At 28.4% G+C, this 16,541-nt stretch carries 19 protein-coding genes; 12 read left to right on the plus strand and 7 right to left on the minus strand.

Translation table 11 applies throughout. The features are described from left to right. Positions 1-3: 3 nt before the first annotated feature. The 5 genes from ACY2RX_RS07345 to ACY2RX_RS07365 all read right to left on the minus strand — a co-directional run bounded on the left by ACY2RX_RS07345 (position 4) and on the right by ACY2RX_RS07365 (position 4,942). Positions 4-984: a GDP-mannose 4,6-dehydratase gene (locus tag ACY2RX_RS07345; protein WP_490103316.1), complete on the minus strand. Its 981-nt coding sequence runs from the start codon at positions 982-984 to the stop codon at positions 4-6. Positions 985-1,113: 129 nt separating this feature from the next. After that, the gene (locus tag ACY2RX_RS07350) at positions 1,114-2,235 is read right to left on the minus strand and encodes a glycosyltransferase family 4 protein (protein ID WP_490103317.1); all 1,122 of its coding nucleotides are present in this window, start codon (positions 2,233-2,235) and stop codon (positions 1,114-1,116) included. Further along, a complete protein-coding gene (locus tag ACY2RX_RS07355) occupies positions 2,225-3,346 on the minus strand; it encodes a glycosyltransferase family 4 protein (protein WP_490103318.1) in 1,122 nt (373 codons plus the stop codon). Before ACY2RX_RS07355 ends, ACY2RX_RS07350 begins: the two co-directional genes overlap by 11 nt. A gap of 1 nt (position 3,347) precedes the next feature. Next, positions 3,348-4,112, minus strand: a complete 765-nt coding sequence (locus tag ACY2RX_RS07360) for a glycosyltransferase family 2 protein (RefSeq protein ID WP_490103319.1) — start codon at positions 4,110-4,112, stop codon at positions 3,348-3,350. A gap of 14 nt (positions 4,113-4,126) precedes the next feature. After that, entirely contained in the window at positions 4,127-4,942 is an 816-nt protein-coding gene (locus tag ACY2RX_RS07365; protein WP_490103320.1) for a 2,3,4,5-tetrahydropyridine-2,6-dicarboxylate N-succinyltransferase, read from the minus strand. Between the two features lie 210 nt (positions 4,943-5,152). Between ACY2RX_RS07365 and ruvX the strand changes: the two genes are divergently transcribed. From ruvX to ACY2RX_RS07405, 8 genes are all read left to right on the plus strand, one after another. Next, a complete protein-coding gene (gene ruvX / locus ACY2RX_RS07370) occupies positions 5,153-5,566 on the plus strand; it encodes a Holliday junction resolvase RuvX (protein ID WP_490103321.1) in 414 nt (137 codons plus the stop codon). 115 nt (positions 5,567-5,681) lie between these two features. Further along, entirely contained in the window at positions 5,682-6,272 is a 591-nt protein-coding gene (def, locus tag ACY2RX_RS07375) for a peptide deformylase (RefSeq protein ID WP_490103322.1), read from the plus strand. 40 nt (positions 6,273-6,312) lie between these two features. Then, complete coding sequence (locus ACY2RX_RS07380) at positions 6,313-6,738, plus strand: DUF5606 family protein (protein ID WP_490103323.1); 426 nt, start codon at positions 6,313-6,315, stop codon at positions 6,736-6,738. Between the two features lie 102 nt (positions 6,739-6,840). Further along, positions 6,841-7,620 carry a nucleoside triphosphate pyrophosphohydrolase gene (gene mazG / locus ACY2RX_RS07385; RefSeq protein WP_490103324.1) on the plus strand — a complete coding sequence of 260 codons (780 nt, stop codon included), beginning with the start codon at positions 6,841-6,843 and terminating at the stop codon, positions 7,618-7,620. Between the two features lie 31 nt (positions 7,621-7,651). Then, entirely contained in the window at positions 7,652-8,377 is a 726-nt protein-coding gene (locus tag ACY2RX_RS07390; RefSeq protein WP_490103325.1) for a (S)-benzoin forming benzil reductase, read from the plus strand. 38 nt (positions 8,378-8,415) lie between these two features. Then, positions 8,416-8,739 carry a hypothetical protein gene (locus ACY2RX_RS07395; protein WP_490103326.1) on the plus strand — a complete coding sequence of 108 codons (324 nt, stop codon included), beginning with the start codon at positions 8,416-8,418 and terminating at the stop codon, positions 8,737-8,739. 4 nt (positions 8,740-8,743) lie between these two features. Next, positions 8,744-9,595, plus strand: coding sequence for a phosphatase PAP2 family protein (locus tag ACY2RX_RS07400; RefSeq protein WP_490103327.1), 852 nt, complete (start codon positions 8,744-8,746; stop codon positions 9,593-9,595). Continuing rightward, complete coding sequence (locus tag ACY2RX_RS07405) at positions 9,592-10,713, plus strand: hypothetical protein (RefSeq protein WP_490103328.1); 1,122 nt, start codon at positions 9,592-9,594, stop codon at positions 10,711-10,713. The genes ACY2RX_RS07400 and ACY2RX_RS07405 overlap by 4 nt, the downstream gene beginning before the upstream one ends. A 159-nt stretch (positions 10,714-10,872) precedes the next feature. Here ACY2RX_RS07405 and lon read toward each other — a convergent pair whose 3' ends face one another. Together lon and ACY2RX_RS07415 are read right to left on the minus strand one after the other, a co-directional pair. Continuing rightward, the gene (gene lon / locus ACY2RX_RS07410; RefSeq protein WP_490103329.1) at positions 10,873-13,326 is read right to left on the minus strand and encodes an endopeptidase La; all 2,454 of its coding nucleotides are present in this window, start codon (positions 13,324-13,326) and stop codon (positions 10,873-10,875) included. A 157-nt stretch (positions 13,327-13,483) separates the two neighbouring features. Then, entirely contained in the window at positions 13,484-14,143 is a 660-nt protein-coding gene (locus tag ACY2RX_RS07415) for a class I SAM-dependent methyltransferase (protein ID WP_490103330.1), read from the minus strand. A gap of 214 nt (positions 14,144-14,357) precedes the next feature. On the opposite strand from ACY2RX_RS07415, the gene ACY2RX_RS07420 reads away from it, so the two are divergent. The 4 genes from ACY2RX_RS07420 (at position 14,358) to ACY2RX_RS07435 (ending at position 16,504) form a co-directional block, all read left to right on the plus strand. Next, positions 14,358-14,822 (plus strand): hypothetical protein, encoded by a 465-nt coding sequence (locus tag ACY2RX_RS07420; protein WP_490103331.1) that lies wholly within the window; start codon positions 14,358-14,360, stop codon positions 14,820-14,822. A 21-nt stretch (positions 14,823-14,843) separates the two neighbouring features. Then, a complete protein-coding gene (locus ACY2RX_RS07425) occupies positions 14,844-15,566 on the plus strand; it encodes an SDR family oxidoreductase (RefSeq protein ID WP_490103332.1) in 723 nt (240 codons plus the stop codon). Positions 15,567-15,978: 412 nt separating this feature from the next. Beyond that, positions 15,979-16,218, plus strand: coding sequence for a ribbon-helix-helix domain-containing protein (locus ACY2RX_RS07430; RefSeq protein WP_490103333.1), 240 nt, complete (start codon positions 15,979-15,981; stop codon positions 16,216-16,218). Further along, positions 16,211-16,504 carry a type II toxin-antitoxin system RelE/ParE family toxin gene (locus ACY2RX_RS07435; protein ID WP_490103334.1) on the plus strand — a complete coding sequence of 98 codons (294 nt, stop codon included), beginning with the start codon at positions 16,211-16,213 and terminating at the stop codon, positions 16,502-16,504. Before ACY2RX_RS07430 ends, ACY2RX_RS07435 begins: the two co-directional genes overlap by 8 nt. The last annotated feature ends 37 nt before the right edge of the window (positions 16,505-16,541 follow it).

The following is a 16,541-nucleotide window of genomic DNA, read 5'->3' on the forward strand; positions in this document are numbered from 1 at the left end:
TTATTAGATATAATAGTTTAAATTGGTATTATAATATTTAAGTGTTTTTTTTATACCTTCTCTAAAAGAAACTTTAGGTTCCCATCCTAAATCTTGATGTATTTTATTAAAGTTTCCATAAAAATCTCCTATATCAATATTTTTTCTATCTGCTGGAAAATCAATATGGTTATATGCTCCTTTTTTATTTTCTTCAACCAAAATCATTGCTGTATCATTTAATGAAATAGGGTTATTATCGCCTAAATTATAAATTTTACCATTTGCTTTTTCAGACAATGCAGTTAATAAAAATGCATCTACAACATCATCTACAAAGTTATAATCTCTTATTTGTTTGCCATTTCCAAAAATTAGAAATGGCTTTTCTTCTAAAAGATTTCTAATCCAAACCCCTAAAAAAGTTTGTCTAGCATCTTTTATTCTTAATCGAGGTCCGTATGTATTTGTTAAACGTAAAACACTTGCCTTAATACCGTACACATTATTATATAATAAATGATAACTTTCTCCAGACATTTTATTTATGCCATTTACATCAACAGGGTTTATAGGATGTTTTTCATCTACTGGTAAATATTCTGGCTTGCCATATAATTGTCTAGTACTTGCAAAAACTATTTTAATAGAAGAATTATATTTACGACAAGCTTCTAAAATAGATAATTGAGCTTTTGAATTTATTTCTAAATCTTGAAAAGGATCAATCATAGAATCTAGATGACTTGTTTGTCCTGCCAGATTAAAAAGATAGTCTTGATTTTTAATCAAATGCTTTATGGAGAATTCGTCTCTAACATCAGAAAAATTAATTGTAATTTTATTTTTTACAGGTTCAATGTTCTTAATATTCCCTCCATACTCAGGAATCATACTATCTAACACAGTAACATTTGCACCTAATTCAACTAGTCTTATTGCTAAATTAGAACCTATAAAACCAAGTCCTCCAGTAATTAAAATATTTTTTTTTGTAAAACTCATTTTTACATTTAATTTTTATAAAACCTTTATTTAAAAATTGATTTTTCTTGAAGGAAAACAGCTTTTTTATGTTGGTGCAAATTTACAATATAATCTACATTTATAAAATAGTATTATTTTTTTGATGTTTTAAGAGTTATTAATTTCTAATCTCATATTATTAAGAACCTCTGCATATAATAAACTCATTTTTTTTGAAGAAATTTTTATTGAATGTTTTTTATTTACATCTAAAAAAGCTTTCTCAATTAAATCTTTAGAAAACTCTTTATTATTTAATAATTTAAGAATATTAATCTCTAATTCATCAACCATTGTAGGTTTAAAAATTAATCCATTTTTATTATGCATAATAATTTCTGGAACTCCTCCAACATTTGAAGCTATTACAGGTACTTTAGATGCAAATGACTCTAAAATAACATTGGGATAACCTTCTGCAAGTGATGGCAAAACAAGCATATCAAAATTTTCCATTATTCTAGGAATATCATTTCTAAATCCTGCAAAAATAACACTTTCATTCAGATTTGCTTTTTTAACCATTGTCTTTAATTCTTCTTTTAAAACTCCATTACCAATAATTACTAATGTTACATTAAAAAATTTCTTTTTTACAGCCTTAAAGGCATCTATCAAACAAGGTATTCCTTTCTCTTTTGATAGACTTCCTACAAAACCAATAATTTTATTTTCAACTGGTATATTAAATTCTTTTTTTAAAGAATAATCTGATTTTAAATTATACTTTTCTGTTTTTATACCATCATTAATAACGCAAACGTTATTTTTATTTTTATAGTTTATTAAGACTATTTTTTTTGCTGCTTCAGATACACAAACAATCTTTTTTAAATTCTTATGAGAATATTTAAATGTTGATATTTTTCCTTTAGAAAAAGGAAAAATTGTTCTTTTACTTAAAACATTTGGAGTTTTATTTTTAAAGAAAAGTGAAGCCAAAAAACAAATTGTTTGTGAACCAGAATCATTATTATGTATAATATCTATTTTATTATTCTTACAAATTTTTGTTAATTTATAAGCAGCAAATAGATCTAATGAAATCCTTTTTTTATATCCAATAACTTTTATATTGTTTTCAATGCATTTTTTATATAATACAGAATTGTTTGGGCAAAAAAAACAAACATTAACTTCATTTTTAATTTCTTTTACAAGCTCAAGTATCTGAAACTCTCCTCCTCTCCAGCTTATAGGTGTTGAAAAAAATAAAACATTAATTTTCATTTAATACTTTTTTATATAAATTCATATAAGAATCTGCTATACAAACATCATTAAATTTTTGAACATAATTAAAACCTTCTTCTACCATTCTATTTCTTTCTTTAGGGTTATTCAATAAAAAAACGATAGCATCTTTAATCTCTTTAATACTCATAGGGTTTACATAATAAGAATTAGGTCCTGCTGCTTCTGGAAAAACCCCTTTACCATTAGTAACAACAGGCGTTTTAGAGTATAAAGCCTCTATAATTGGTATTCCAAATCCTTCAAAAATACTTGGATACACAAAAACAGTTGCCAGTTGATAAATTACTGATAATTCTTTCATACTAACCCCTTCTAAAAAACGTATTTTATGATTTAATTGATGGTTATTTACATATTTTAGTACAGTCTTAAAATAAGAAGTTTTTGCTCCAACAATAATCAGCACTGTGTCTATTTCCTGTACAGATTTAATTAATGATAAAATATTTTTCCTTTTATTAATTGCTCCAACATTTAAAACAAACTCTTTGGGAAGCTTAAATTTATTTTGAACTTCTTTTTTAAAATCATTTGTTTTTTCTACTGTAAAAGTTTTATGACATCCTTGATAAATAACTTCAATTTTTTCTTCATCAATTTTTAAAAAGTTTACCAAATCTTTTTTAGTTTGCTCACTAATTGCTATGATTCTATCAGCATTTTCAGTTGAAAACTGTACTTTTTTTAAATGAATTTTTCTATCAAAAAAAGAATATAATTTAGGATATCTTAAAAAAATTAAATCATGAACAGTTACAACTTTTTTAATTGGTAATTTTTGAATACCATTAGGTATTTCGCCTGATAGACCATGAAAAATTTCTAAATTGTCTACTTTTAATTGGTTTGTAACAGGACCTTGTCTCCAAATTGATGAAAAAACTTTCCAAAACTTTGAGTTGGGTAAAACTTCAGACATATTACCTTCTATCTTTAAGCGATTGTTCTTTTTAGGTTTTGGATTGTAAAGAACATAATTGTTTTTAGGATAATAATATGATAAAATTCTAATTAAGTCTCTTCCATAATTCCCTAAACCTGTAGAGTTATGAAAAATTCGCTTTGCATCATATCCTATTTTCATATTACTTTAATTTGTTATTTAATTTATTATTTAAAAGCCAAAGCTTTACATATCTAGTATACACACCATAAGCTTGTGTTTTGGCAAAAATATAACCTGGAAAACCATCTAAAAAACCAAATCTAACAAAATAATGAATTACAAATCTTGCTGGAGGCTTTATCAGGATATGAAACAGGTTTACTTTTTTTCCTTTTTCAAAATACTGTTGCGCTCTTAAAGCTCCATAATGATTCATTTTAGAAACATAATGATCATAACTTTTATAAGAATAATGTTCTATTCTGTTTTTAAAAAAACCCAATTTGCCATTTGCAGCAATAGTTTCGTGTACAGGACTCCCATTATATTTACAAAATTCTTTTAAAAAAAGACGTACAACCTTATCTCTTTGGCAACCACCATAATTAATATTCTTACCTGCAAAATAGAAACTTCTTCTTACATAAAAACCCACAAAATCTTTTGGGTTTTTAACAGCTGATAAAATTTCTTTTTCTACTTCTGATGTTACCCTTTCATCAGCATCTAAAATATAAATCCAAGAATGTTTTGCTAAATTGATGGCAAAGTTTTTCTGAGAAGAAAAATCATCAAACTTACGTTTGATGATTTTTACGTTAAATTGTTCAGCTATTTCTATAGTTTTGTCTGTACTATAAGAATCTATCACAATAATTTCATCTGCAAAACTTACTGATTTTATAGCATCAGCAATATGAATTTCTTCATTTAACGTTGGTATAATTGCAGAAATTTTTGTCATAGCTTTTTTACTTCTTAAACGGCAACATCATACTCGCGCAAAGCATCGTTTAAAGATGTCTTTTTATTGGTACTTTCTTTTCTTTTTCCTATTATTAATGCACAAGGCACATTGTATTCTCCTGCTGCAAATTTCTTGGTATAACTTCCAGGAATTACTACAGATCTTGCTGGGACAACTCCTTTTGTTTCTACAGGTTTATCACCAGTTACATCTATAATTTTTGTACTCATTGTAAGTACAACATTTGCTCCTAAAACAGCCTCTTGCTCCACTCTTACACCTTCTACAACTATACATCTAGAACCAATAAAAGCACCATCTTCAATAATTACAGGAGCAGCTTGTAATGGTTCTAAAACTCCACCAATACCAACTCCACCAGAAAGATGTACATTTTTACCAATTTGTGCACAAGAACCAACTGTAGCCCAAGTATCTACCATTGTTCCTTCATCAACAAAAGCACCAATATTTACATAACTAGGCATTAAAATGGTTCCTGTAGAGATGTAAGCACCATAACGCGCAACAGCATTTGGAACCACTCTTATTCCTCTTTCTGCAAAGTTTTTCTTTAACGGAATTTTATCATAATATTCAAAAATACCTGCTTCTAAAGTTTCCATTTTTTGAACAGGAAAATATAACACTACTGCTTTCTTAACCCATTCATTAACTTGCCAACCATCATCTGTTGGTTCTGCAACTCTTAAATCTCCTTTATCTAATAAATCAACAACTTTTCTAATAGTGTTAATTGTATTTTGCTCTTTTAACAACTCACGATTTTCCCAAGCTGACTCTATGATTTCTCTAATATTTTTCATTGTAATAAATTAATTTGTGCAAATATAAATCTATCTACAAAAATCAATACGAATATACGTTTTTTAAACAGATTACCACTCGTTGTTTAAAATATGATTTTAACAATTATTACTCAATTTTTCTAAATTCTCTATAAATCAATTCGATAAAAATAAATTTCTTTTCTCTTTATTAATTTTGAAGCTGTATTTTTGTAAAAAACATTTAGTTTGGAAAGAATTTTAGCCATAGATTTTGGAAAAAAAAGAACAGGAATTGCAGTAACAGATGAGCTTCAAATTATTGCCTCTGGTCTTACTACTCTTGCTACAGAAGATGCAATTGCTTTTTTAAAAGAATACACATCTAAAGAAAATGTAGCCCTTTTTTTAGTGGGTAAACCAAAACAAATGAACAATTCTGATAGTGAAAGCGAAGCATTAATTGTTCCTTTTTTAGAGAAATTAAAAAAACAAATTCCAAGTATTCCAATAAAAAGAATTGACGAGCGTTTTACTTCTAAAATGGCATTTCAAACAATGATTGATAGTGGCTTAAAAAAGAAACAAAGAAAAAATAAAGCTTTGGTTGATGAGATTAGCGCCACCATTATTTTACAATCGTATTTATATAATAAAAGTTAAAATGCTTTTGCGTTTCATTGTATCATCAACAAAAAAAGTGTTACAAAATTCATAATTCAAAAATTCGTAATTCGTAATTCTAAATTGTACTTTTGCAAAGTTTAAAATTTAAAAAATGATTTTACCAATAGTTGCTTACGGAGATCCTGTGTTAAGAAAAGTTGCCAAAGAAATAGATGCAAACTATCCAGATTTAGAAAAGTTGATTTCTAATATGAAACAAACTATGTACAATGCTTCTGGCGTAGGTTTGGCGGCTCCACAAATTGGTAAATCTATACGTTTGTTTTTGATTGATGCATCGCCTTTTGCAGAAGATGAAGACTTATCTGAAGAAGATAGAGCCGTATTAAAAGATTTTAATAAAGTATTTATTAATGCAAAAATTCTTGAAGAAGAAGGAGATGAATGGGTTTTTAACGAAGGTTGTTTAAGTATTCCCGATGTTCGCGAAGACATTATTCGTCAGCCAAAAATTACAGTAGAATATCAAGATGAAAGTTTTAAAACGCATACTGAAGTTTTAGATGGTTTAGCTGCAAGAGTTTTTCAGCACGAATACGATCATATAGATGGAATTTTATTTACCGATAAACTTTCTACCCTTAAAAAAAGATTAATCAAAAAGAAACTAGAAAATATCTCGAAAGGAAAAATTAGAGCAGATTATAGAATGCGTTTTCCTAATTTAAAGAAAAAAAAATAACCTCTCGATTGCACTCGAGATGACATAATAAAATAAACAAATGGAATTTAGTAAAATTATAGCCGTAACTGGTAAACCAGGATTATTTCAAGTAATCTCACAATCTAAAAATGCAGTCATTGCAGAATCTTTAATTGATAAAAAACGCTTAGCAATTAACGCCGCTCAAAATGTAAGTTTGTTAGAAAATATTGCAATTTACACTTATGAAGAAGATGTACCTTTACTAGCTATTTTTAAATCTATGTATGAAAAAGCTGAAGGCAAAGAAGCTATTTCTCATAAAGAAAGTGCAAAAAAATTAGAAGCTTTTTTTGCTGAAGTTTTACCAAATTATGATGGCGAAAGAGTGTACACATCAAACATAAAAAAAGTAATTCAGTGGTATAATACATTGGTAAAAGCAGGTATGGATTTCTCTAAAATTGAAGAAGTTACAACTGAAGAAAACACTGAAGAAGTTTAAAAAACCTGTCATTTCGACGTTCAGAGAAATCGTTCTTTTTATAGGTTTTTCAATCGTTTTTTTCAATTTCATTTCGAAATGGCATTTTAATAAAATATTATTTTGAATAGCAGAAAAGAACAGTTAGCAGCTTTTAACAGATTGTTAGATATTATGGACGATTTGCGTGAGCAATGTCCTTGGGATAAAAAACAAACCTTACAAAGTTTACGTCATCTTACCATAGAAGAAACCTACGAACTTGCTGATGCAATTCTAGATAATGACTTACCAGAAATAAAAAAAGAATTAGGCGATGTGCTTTTGCACATCGTTTTTTATGCAAAAATTGGAAGCGAAAAAAATGCTTTTGATATTGCTGATGTTGCCAATTCTATATCTGATAAATTAATAGATAGACATCCTCATATTTATGGCAATGTAAAGGTTGAAAATGAAGAAGATGTAAAACGTAATTGGGAACAATTAAAACTAAAAGAAGGAAAAAAATCGGTTTTAGAAGGTGTTCCTAAAAGTTTGCCTGCTGTTGTAAAATCCAATAGAATTCAAGAAAAAGTTGCTGGTGTTGGTTTTGATTGGGAAAAACCAGCACAAGTTTGGGAAAAAGTACAAGAAGAACTTTCTGAACTCAATGAAGAAATTAAAAAAGGAAACAAAAAAAACATCGAAAAAGAATTTGGAGACGTCTTATTTTCTATGATTAATTACGCTCGTTTTATTAATGTGAACCCAGAAAATGCTTTAGAAAAAACCAATAAAAAATTCATAAACAGATTTCAATATTTAGAAAAAGCTGCCAAAAAAGAAGGCAAACAACTTTCTGAAATGACTTTAGCAGAAATGGATGTTTATTGGAATGAATCTAAAAAATATTTCAGCTAAATCTTATTCATAAATTTCATACATTTACTGTATGAACATTCTTATTATTACTGGCGGAAGCAAAGGAATTGGAAAAGCAATTGCTGAAAAATACGCTTCAGAAAACAATACGGTTTATTCTTTAGCAAGAAGTAAATCTAACCTAAAAAATATTGAAGAAATCGCTGTAGATTTAACCAATTTAAACGAAGTTAAAACTACTTTTAACGCTCTTTTTAAAACGCTTAAAAGCGATAAAATAGATTCTATTACATTGATAAATAATGCTGGTAGATTAGGAGAAATTTCTTCATTAGGAAATCTAGATTCTGAAGATATTAATTTATCAATCACTCTAAATACCACTACTCCACTTGTTTTAGCCAATCTTTTTATCAACCAAACAAAAAACTGGAATTGTAAAAAACAAATCATTTCCATTTCATCGGGTGCAGCAAAAACCCCTTATGAAGGTTGGTCTATTTATTGCGCTTCAAAAGCTGCAATAGATATGATGACAAAGACCATTGCTTTGGAACAAGATTCAGAAAAAAACGGCGTAAAATGTGTTGCTATTTACCCCGGAGTTGTAGATACAAATATGCAAACTCAAATAAGAAATACATCTGAAAATAATTTTAAAAATGTGGAGCGTTTTATCAATTTAAAAGAAAATAACGAGTTGTTTACACCCAATTTTGTAGCTGATAAAATTTATACAATTGATGTGGAAAATCAATTAAATAATGGCGATATTATTGACATAAGAAACTTTTAACTTATATTTATTTTTTTGAAACTCACCCCAAATAATATATGAAAAACGCATTAGAAACTTATGAAAAGTTAGTTGATGAAAATCCTAATTTTGTAAAAAAAGGAAAAACAACTGCATATACTTCTGCCAACGGATATATGTTTTCTTTTGTGAATAAAGCTCAAGAAATTGGTTTGCGTTTATCTAAAGAAGACACTAAAATCTTTGGAGAAAAATATGAAATACTTCCATTTATTTCTCACGGAGCAAAAATGCGAGAATACGTTTTAATTTCTGAAGAAGCTTTAAAAAACGATTGGAGTTTTATTTCAGAATTACTGCAAAAAAGTTTTGAATATGTAAATTCGTTACCATCAAAATAAAATAATGCAGTTTAAAAAAATTGACTTCCTCTTTTTCTCTTATCTATTTATTACAACCATTTTATTGTTTTTTTCTTGGAATGATTCTCATAAATCTTTAGAATTATTTTTAACAAGATGTGTTTTATTAGGTCTTTCAATTTTATTTATTTATTACGATTCTAGAGTAAAATCTATCGTTTTAAACTTACTTAGAAATTGTTATCCTGTATTGTTTAGTATGCTTTTTTACACAGAAACTGTTTACTATAACAAATTATTTTTCAACAACTTAGATAACTATTTAATCGATTTAGATTTTAAATTGTTTGGGTACCAACCCAGTATAAAGTTTTCAGAATATTTTTCGAATCCGTTTTTTAGTGAGTTGATGTATTTAGGATATTTTACGTTGTATATTCTAATTATCAGTTTTGTTTTTATCACATATTTCAAACTAAAAAAAGACACAGAAGAACTATTTTTTAAGTTCGCAGCATCTATGTTACTTTATTATTTATTCTTCTGTTTTTTTCCAGCAGCAGGACCACAATTTTATTTTCCATCACCAGAAAAAGAACTACCAAGTGCATTTGTGTTTGATAAAATAATACATTTTCTACAAAAAGCAGAACAACCAACAGGTGCTTTTCCTAGTTCTCACGTGGGTTTATCACTAACTATTTTAACCTTATTTAGAAAAAGAGTTCCTAACTATTTTAAAATTGCTATTCCGTTTGTTTTTCTCTTAATTTTATCAACCGTTTACATAAAAGCACATTATGTTGTAGATGCAATTGCTGGAGTGCTATCTGTACCAATTGTCTTATATTTAGCTGGACTTTTGTATAAAAAAATACCTGCCCTAAAAATATGATTCAACTTAAAGAAGTACAATCTAAAAAGGAGTTAAAGCAATTTATAATGTTGCCTTACACCATTCATAAAAACCACAAAGAATGGTTGCCTCCTTTAATTTCTGATGAAAGGAAAGTCTTTGATAAAAACAAAAATCATTCTTTTAAACATTGTGATACTGTGCTGTACTTAGCAGAAAAAGAAGGTAAAATAGTTGGTAGAATTATGGGCATCATCAACCACAATTACAACAAAGGAAACAATGAAAAAAGCGTTCGTTTTTTTGGTTTAGAATGTTATGATGATGCAATTGTTTTTGATACTTTAATAAATGCGATTGAGAATTGGGGAAAGCAAAAAGGGATGCAAACCATAATAGGTCCTTTAGGTTTTTCTGATAAAGATCCTCAAGGTTTTTTAACCAAAGGTTTTAATGATGCAATGACTGTAATGGTTACCAACCATAGTTTTAAATATATGGTTACACATACTAAAAGAAATGCGTTTAAAAAGAAGTTAAACATTTTTCAATATAGAGCAAAATTGCCACAAGAAACTCCTGTAATTTATTCTAAAATTGCAGAAAGAGCAAAAAGAAATGGTTATAAAGTGTTAGAATTTAAAAAACCGAAAGAGGTAAAACCTTATGTAAAAGATGTTTTTAATTTAATTAATAAAAACTATAAAGATATTTATGGTTTTGCGGCTTTAGATGAGTTCGAAATTAAAGAATTTTCAGAGCGATTTTTACCGCTCCTAAAACCACAATATATAAAAGTAATCTTAGATGTTACTAACAATGTAGTTGCTTTTGTTGTTGCAATGCCAGATGTTAGCCAAGGATTTAGAAAAGCAAATGGAAAACTATTTCCCTTTGGGTTTATTCACATTTTAAGAGCTTTTAAAAAAACCAACCAATTAAATTTATTATTAGGTTGTGTAGATGAAAATATTAGAAATTCTGGTTTGATAGCTTTAATGGCAGAAGCAATGTTTAAAGCTGCAAAAAAAGGAAACTTAACTATTTTAGATAGTCATTTAGTTTTAGAAGAAAATACCAAAATGCGTGCAGTTATGGAGCGTATGGAACACACTATTTATAAAAAATATAGAATTTTTGAGAAAGAATTAAAATAAAGAAGGCTGTCTAAAAAGTAACTTCTACAGCAATGACAACTATAAAAGGATATAACCATTTTACTTTGTTCAAGATAAATTCCAAGTAAAGAATCTGCCTGTGGCAAGCAGTTAGCTTCAAAAAAAAGCCCTCAATTAAAGAAACTGAAGGCTTAGTATTTACGCTAATTTCTTAGCATTTTTTACTTTCTGTTTTGTGAGCGCAATTTCTATGACTTCGTTCATATCTGTTACATAATGAAATTTTAAGCCTTTTAAGTAGCTTTCTTTTATTTCTAAAATGTCTTTTTCATTTTCTTTACACAAAATAATTTCTTTAATATTGGCTCTTTTTGCTGCTAATATTTTTTCTTTAATTCCGCCAACTGGCAATACTTTACCACGCAAAGTAATTTCTCCAGTCATTGCTAATTTATTTTTAATTTTACGTTGCGTAAAAGAAGAAACTAAAGAAGTTAACATTGTAATACCTGCACTTGGACCATCTTTTGGAGTAGCACCTTCAGGAACGTGAATATGAACATCATAACTCTCTAAAATAGCTGGCTTAATGTCAAATTCTTCTGCATTCGATTTTATATATTTCATTGCAATGGTTGCAGATTCTTTCATAACCGTTCCTAAATTACCTGTTATAGAAAGGTTTCCTTTTCCTTTTGATAGAATAGATTCTATAAATAAAATATCTCCACCAACTTGTGTCCAAGCTAAACCAGTAACCACACCAGCAACATCATTATTTTCAAATTTATCTCTATTTCTTGGTGTTCCTAAAATATCTTCTACTTTTTCTGATGATAAAGCAATCTCATATTCTTCTTCTAATGCAATAGATTTTGCAGCAAAACGAACCACTTTTGCAATTTGTTTTTCTAAACCACGTACTCCAGATTCACGGGTATAACCTTCAATAATTTGTTCAATTTGTTTTTTGCCTAACTTTAAATTCTTATTGGTTAAACCGTGTTCTTTTAATTGTTTTGGCAATAAATGTCTTTTGGCAATTTCTATTTTTTCTTCGATAGTATATCCTGTAACATTTATGATTTCCATTCTATCTCTTAATGCCCAAGGAATTTGACCCAAGTTGTTTGCAGTAGCAATAAAAAGTACTTTAGATAAATCGTAACCAACTTCTAAATAATTATCGTAAAAAGCTTCATTTTGCTCAGGATCTAAGACTTCTAACATTGCAGAAGACGGATCTCCTTGATGACTTTGCCCTAGTTTATCTATTTCATCTAACACAAAAACAGGATTGGAAGTTCCCGCTTTTTTCAAATTCTGAATTAAACGCCCTGGCATTGCGCCAATGTATGTTTTTCTGTGTCCGCGAATTTCTGCTTCATCACGTAAACCACCTAAAGACATTCTAACATATTTACGCCCTAAAGACTCTGCAATCGATTTTCCTAAAGAAGTTTTACCCACTCCTGGAGGTCCGTATAAACAGATAATTGGCGATTTCATATCACCTTTTAACTTTAAAACTGCTAAATGTTCTATAATTCTTTCTTTCACTTTTTCCAATCCAAAGTGATCTCTATCTAACACTTTTGTTGCGTGCTTTAAATCGAATTTATCTTCAGAATAAATATCCCAAGGTAATTCTAATAACAATTCTAAATAGCTTCTCTGCACACCATATTCTGCAGCTTGTGGATTCATCCGTTTTAAACGATTGATTTCTTTTTCAAACGTTTCTGCAACATTTTTAGACCATTTTTTAGATTTTGCTTGCTTACGCATTTCTTCTAATTCTTGGTCGTTAGAAGCGCCACCCAATTCTTCTTGAATGGTTTTTAATTGTTGATGTAAATAATATTCGCGTTGTTGTTGGTCTAAGTCTTCGCGAGTTTTAGACTGAATATCATTACGCAATTTTAATTTTTGTAGCTCTTTGTTTAAGTTTTTTAAGGCTAATAAAGCACGTTCTTTTAGATTGTTTTTTTCTAAAATTATTTGTTTTTGAGCTACAGATAAATCCATATTTGAGGAAATAAAATTCACCAAAAACGAATTCGATTTTATGTTTTTAATTGCAAAAGACGCTTCTGTTGGTAACATAGGATTTTCCTTAATCACTTCTAAAGCTTGTTCTTTAATCGAATCTATAATGGCATCAAACTCTTTTTTATTTTCTACATTTCTGTCTTCAATTGCTTCTTTTACAGTTGCTTTTAAATACGGTTTGTCTTGAATAATAGTATCAATTTCAAAACATTTTTTTCCTTGAATGATAACAGTTGTATTGCCATCTGGCATTTTTAAAACACGTAAAATTTGTGCAACAACACCCGTTTTATGAATATCTTTTAACCCAGGTTCTTCTACATCTTCATTTTTTTGTGCAACAACGCCAATAACTTTATCGCCTTTGTTTGCATCTTTTATTAACTGAATAGATTTATCTCTACCCGCAGTAATAGGTATTACAACTCCAGGAAATAAAACGGTATTTCTTAAAGGTAAAATAGGAAGTATTTCTGGTACATTTTCTTTATTAATAATTTCTTCATCTTCAGGAGTCATTAAAGGGATTAATTCAGAATCTTCATTTAACATACTTTGAAGCGACAAATTGTCTAAATGCATTATTTTTGGTTTGCTCATTTGTTATATATCTGTCATACTGACATTGATTTTTTTAATGTGTAAAATCAACATCAAAATTTTATTTTTATTTAATTGATAATCAGTTAAGTAAATAAACTTAAACCAATCATCAATACTATAAAAACAATTGTTGTGCCAAGGTGTAAACAATAGCTTAAAACATTGTAAAAAGAGTGGTTACAATTACGCCTTTGTTATTTTTTAAAGCATAAGACAGTAACTGTTTTTCTGCTTTTATTTTTAGATGAAAAGGCGGCATTAATAAGTTGATTCCGCTTTGTTTTTTAAGTCGAATTCCTTGTCCAGAAATAATGTCTTTGTTGGGAAAAAAATCGCCATTTGGTATGTGTTCTGTAAGAATAACGTATTTAAATTTTGATAATTTTTCGATACAATTTTTTACTTCAAAATTTGATAAATGCTGCAAAACTTGCCTTAGTATAACACAGTTTGCAAACGGTAAAGTGTCTTTAGTAATATCTAAACATCTAAAATCTAAATTCTTTGCATTAAATATTTTTTTATTGTACTGTATTAATTCATCAACAATATCTATGGCAACATAATTTTTAGTGTGTTTTACAAAGTTTTTTCCGATATTAAAATCTCCACAACCTAAATCTAACACAGAAATTGGTTCTTTAAAAGAGGTTAAAAAAGAACTTACTATTTCTATATATGGATTTACAATTTCTGGATGATGAGAACCTTCTCCTGAATAAAACTGCGTATTATTGCTACCCCAAAGATTCTTTTTATAAACTTGATTCATAACGTTTTTGGTAGGCCAAGGTTTCTTTATTTTTTTATCCATAGAAATTAAAAACGTCTTAAGTTGTAATCAAATGTAATATGAAAATAATTGTAAAACAAAAAAGAGAAACCGTGTTTTTCTCGTTGATTTTTTAACTGAAAAAAACCTAACTTTGTTAACTTCTGATATAAGTTTTAAAACGGACGTTATATCAGTTTACACGTTGTGCATAATGTAGAGCAACTAATGCAAAACCGAAAAACAAACTACTGAATTGAAACGAAAAGAAATATTTTGGTTAATTGGAACAGCGCTATTTTTGCTGATTTTGAATTTCATATTATTCGGTGTTGACGGATTAAAACCTGAATCTAATACTGATATTAATATTCACGACACTTATATTGTGATTGCCAATTTTCATTTTATTCTATTCTTATCCGTTCTGATTTTTTTTAGCGTTTACCTTATACGAATGTTAAGGAGAAGTTTTAAAAACCTAACTGCAAATCTAATTTTTATGATTAGCGGATTATTGATTATTTGGGTTCTTACTGAAATGATTTCAATTGTCAATTCTTATATCGGAGTAACAGACACAACTGAATATAATCTTCCTGTAACAAATAATATATTTGATAATGTTTCAACAATTCTATATTTAACTCAAATAATAATAGTTGGGTTAATAGCATATAGCGGATTTAAAACAGGAAGAAATTATAAACAGACTGAATAAAAACACAATAAAAATTTAAAAATGAATAAACCATTAATAGCAATTACAGGAGCCAGTTCAGGAATTGGAGAAGCTACAGCGAAACTTTTTTCAGAAAAAGGTTATCCTTTACTTTTATTAGCAAGGAGAATCGAAAAAATTAAGCAGTTCAATTTACCAAACACCATTTACAAGAAAGTAGATGTTACAAATATGGAAGCTTTAAAAAATGCCATTTCGGATGCTGAAAATAAATTTGGAGATGTAGATTGTATGATTAATAATGCTGGATTAATGCTTTTAGGAGACATTGCAACACAAGACCCTATCGAATGGAAAAAAATGTTTGATGTTAACATATTAGGAGTGCTTAACGGAATGCAAGCTGTTTTACCTAAAATGAAGAAACGACAATCAGGAACTATAATCAACACAAGCTCAATTGCTGGACGAAAAACATTTCCTAATCACGCTGTATATTGTGGAACAAAATTTGGCGTTCATGCTATAACAGAAAATGCACGAGAGGAAGCTGCTCTATCAAATGTTAGAATGGTTACGATTGCCCCAGGCGCTGTAGAAACTGAATTATTGTCTCACACAACATCTAATGAAATAAAAGAAGGATACGAAAGTTGGAAAAATGATATGGGAGGTGTTTTAAATCCAATTGATATTGCTAATGCTATGTGGTATGCTTACAACCAACCACAAGGAGTCAATATTAGAGAGATTGTAATTGCTGCAACCAAACAACAACCATAAAAAAACCAGTTCAAATACTGCTTCTTTTTAAAAGATAATTTTGAAGTCGAAGATATTATGCAAGAAGCGTTTTTAACGATATTCACAAAAATGAATATATAAATAGAGACGAAGTTACTTTTGGATTGTGGTTAAAAGAATAGTTATCTATAAGAGTTTAACACAATTAAAAACATCTTAAGTTGTAATCAAATGTAATATGAAAACAATTGTAAAACAAAAAAGAGAAACAATGCTTTCTAGTTGATTTTGAAATCAAAAAAGTCTAATTTCGCTAACTTCTGATATAAGTCTTTAAAACAGAGGTCATATCAGTTTACGCGTTGGCTACAAGAACTGATGACATCACAATTCATAAAAGAAATTTGCATTTGATGCTTTTTTGATGTAAATTAGCATCAAAACTTAAAATATGACAAGACAAAGTATTTCATTTACAGAACCGAATGATAATTGGTTGAAAACACAGATTGAGAATAAGGAATATTCAAGTAAAAGTGAGTTGGTTAACGATTTAATAAGACAAGCTCGAAAGCAACAAGCTCGAATAGATTGGATTAGTTCAAAATTAGAAAAGGCAGAAGAAAGCGGATTTACATCAGATTCGAAAGAACAGATTTTAGCTCAATCAAAATCTTTATTGAATGGCTAAATATAGGCTGAGTAATACAGCAAAAGAAGATTTAATAAGAATTCATCATTACGGAATAAAAACGTTTAGTGAGAAACAAGCTGATAAATGTTTTAATGAGTTTTTCGAGTATTTTGATAGAATATCAAAAAGTCCATATTCATTCGAATCAGTTGAATACATCAAAATAGGATATCGAAAATGTGTTTGTGGTTCTGATTCAATTTATTTTAAGATAAATAACAAAGATAAAGCAATTGAAATTATGGCGATAGTTGGTCGACAAGATTTAAAAAATATACTTTAAAAATTACAGTTGCCAACAATGTACATAAAAAATAACT

Source organism: Polaribacter sp. 2405UD43-2 (genome assembly GCF_058147125.1).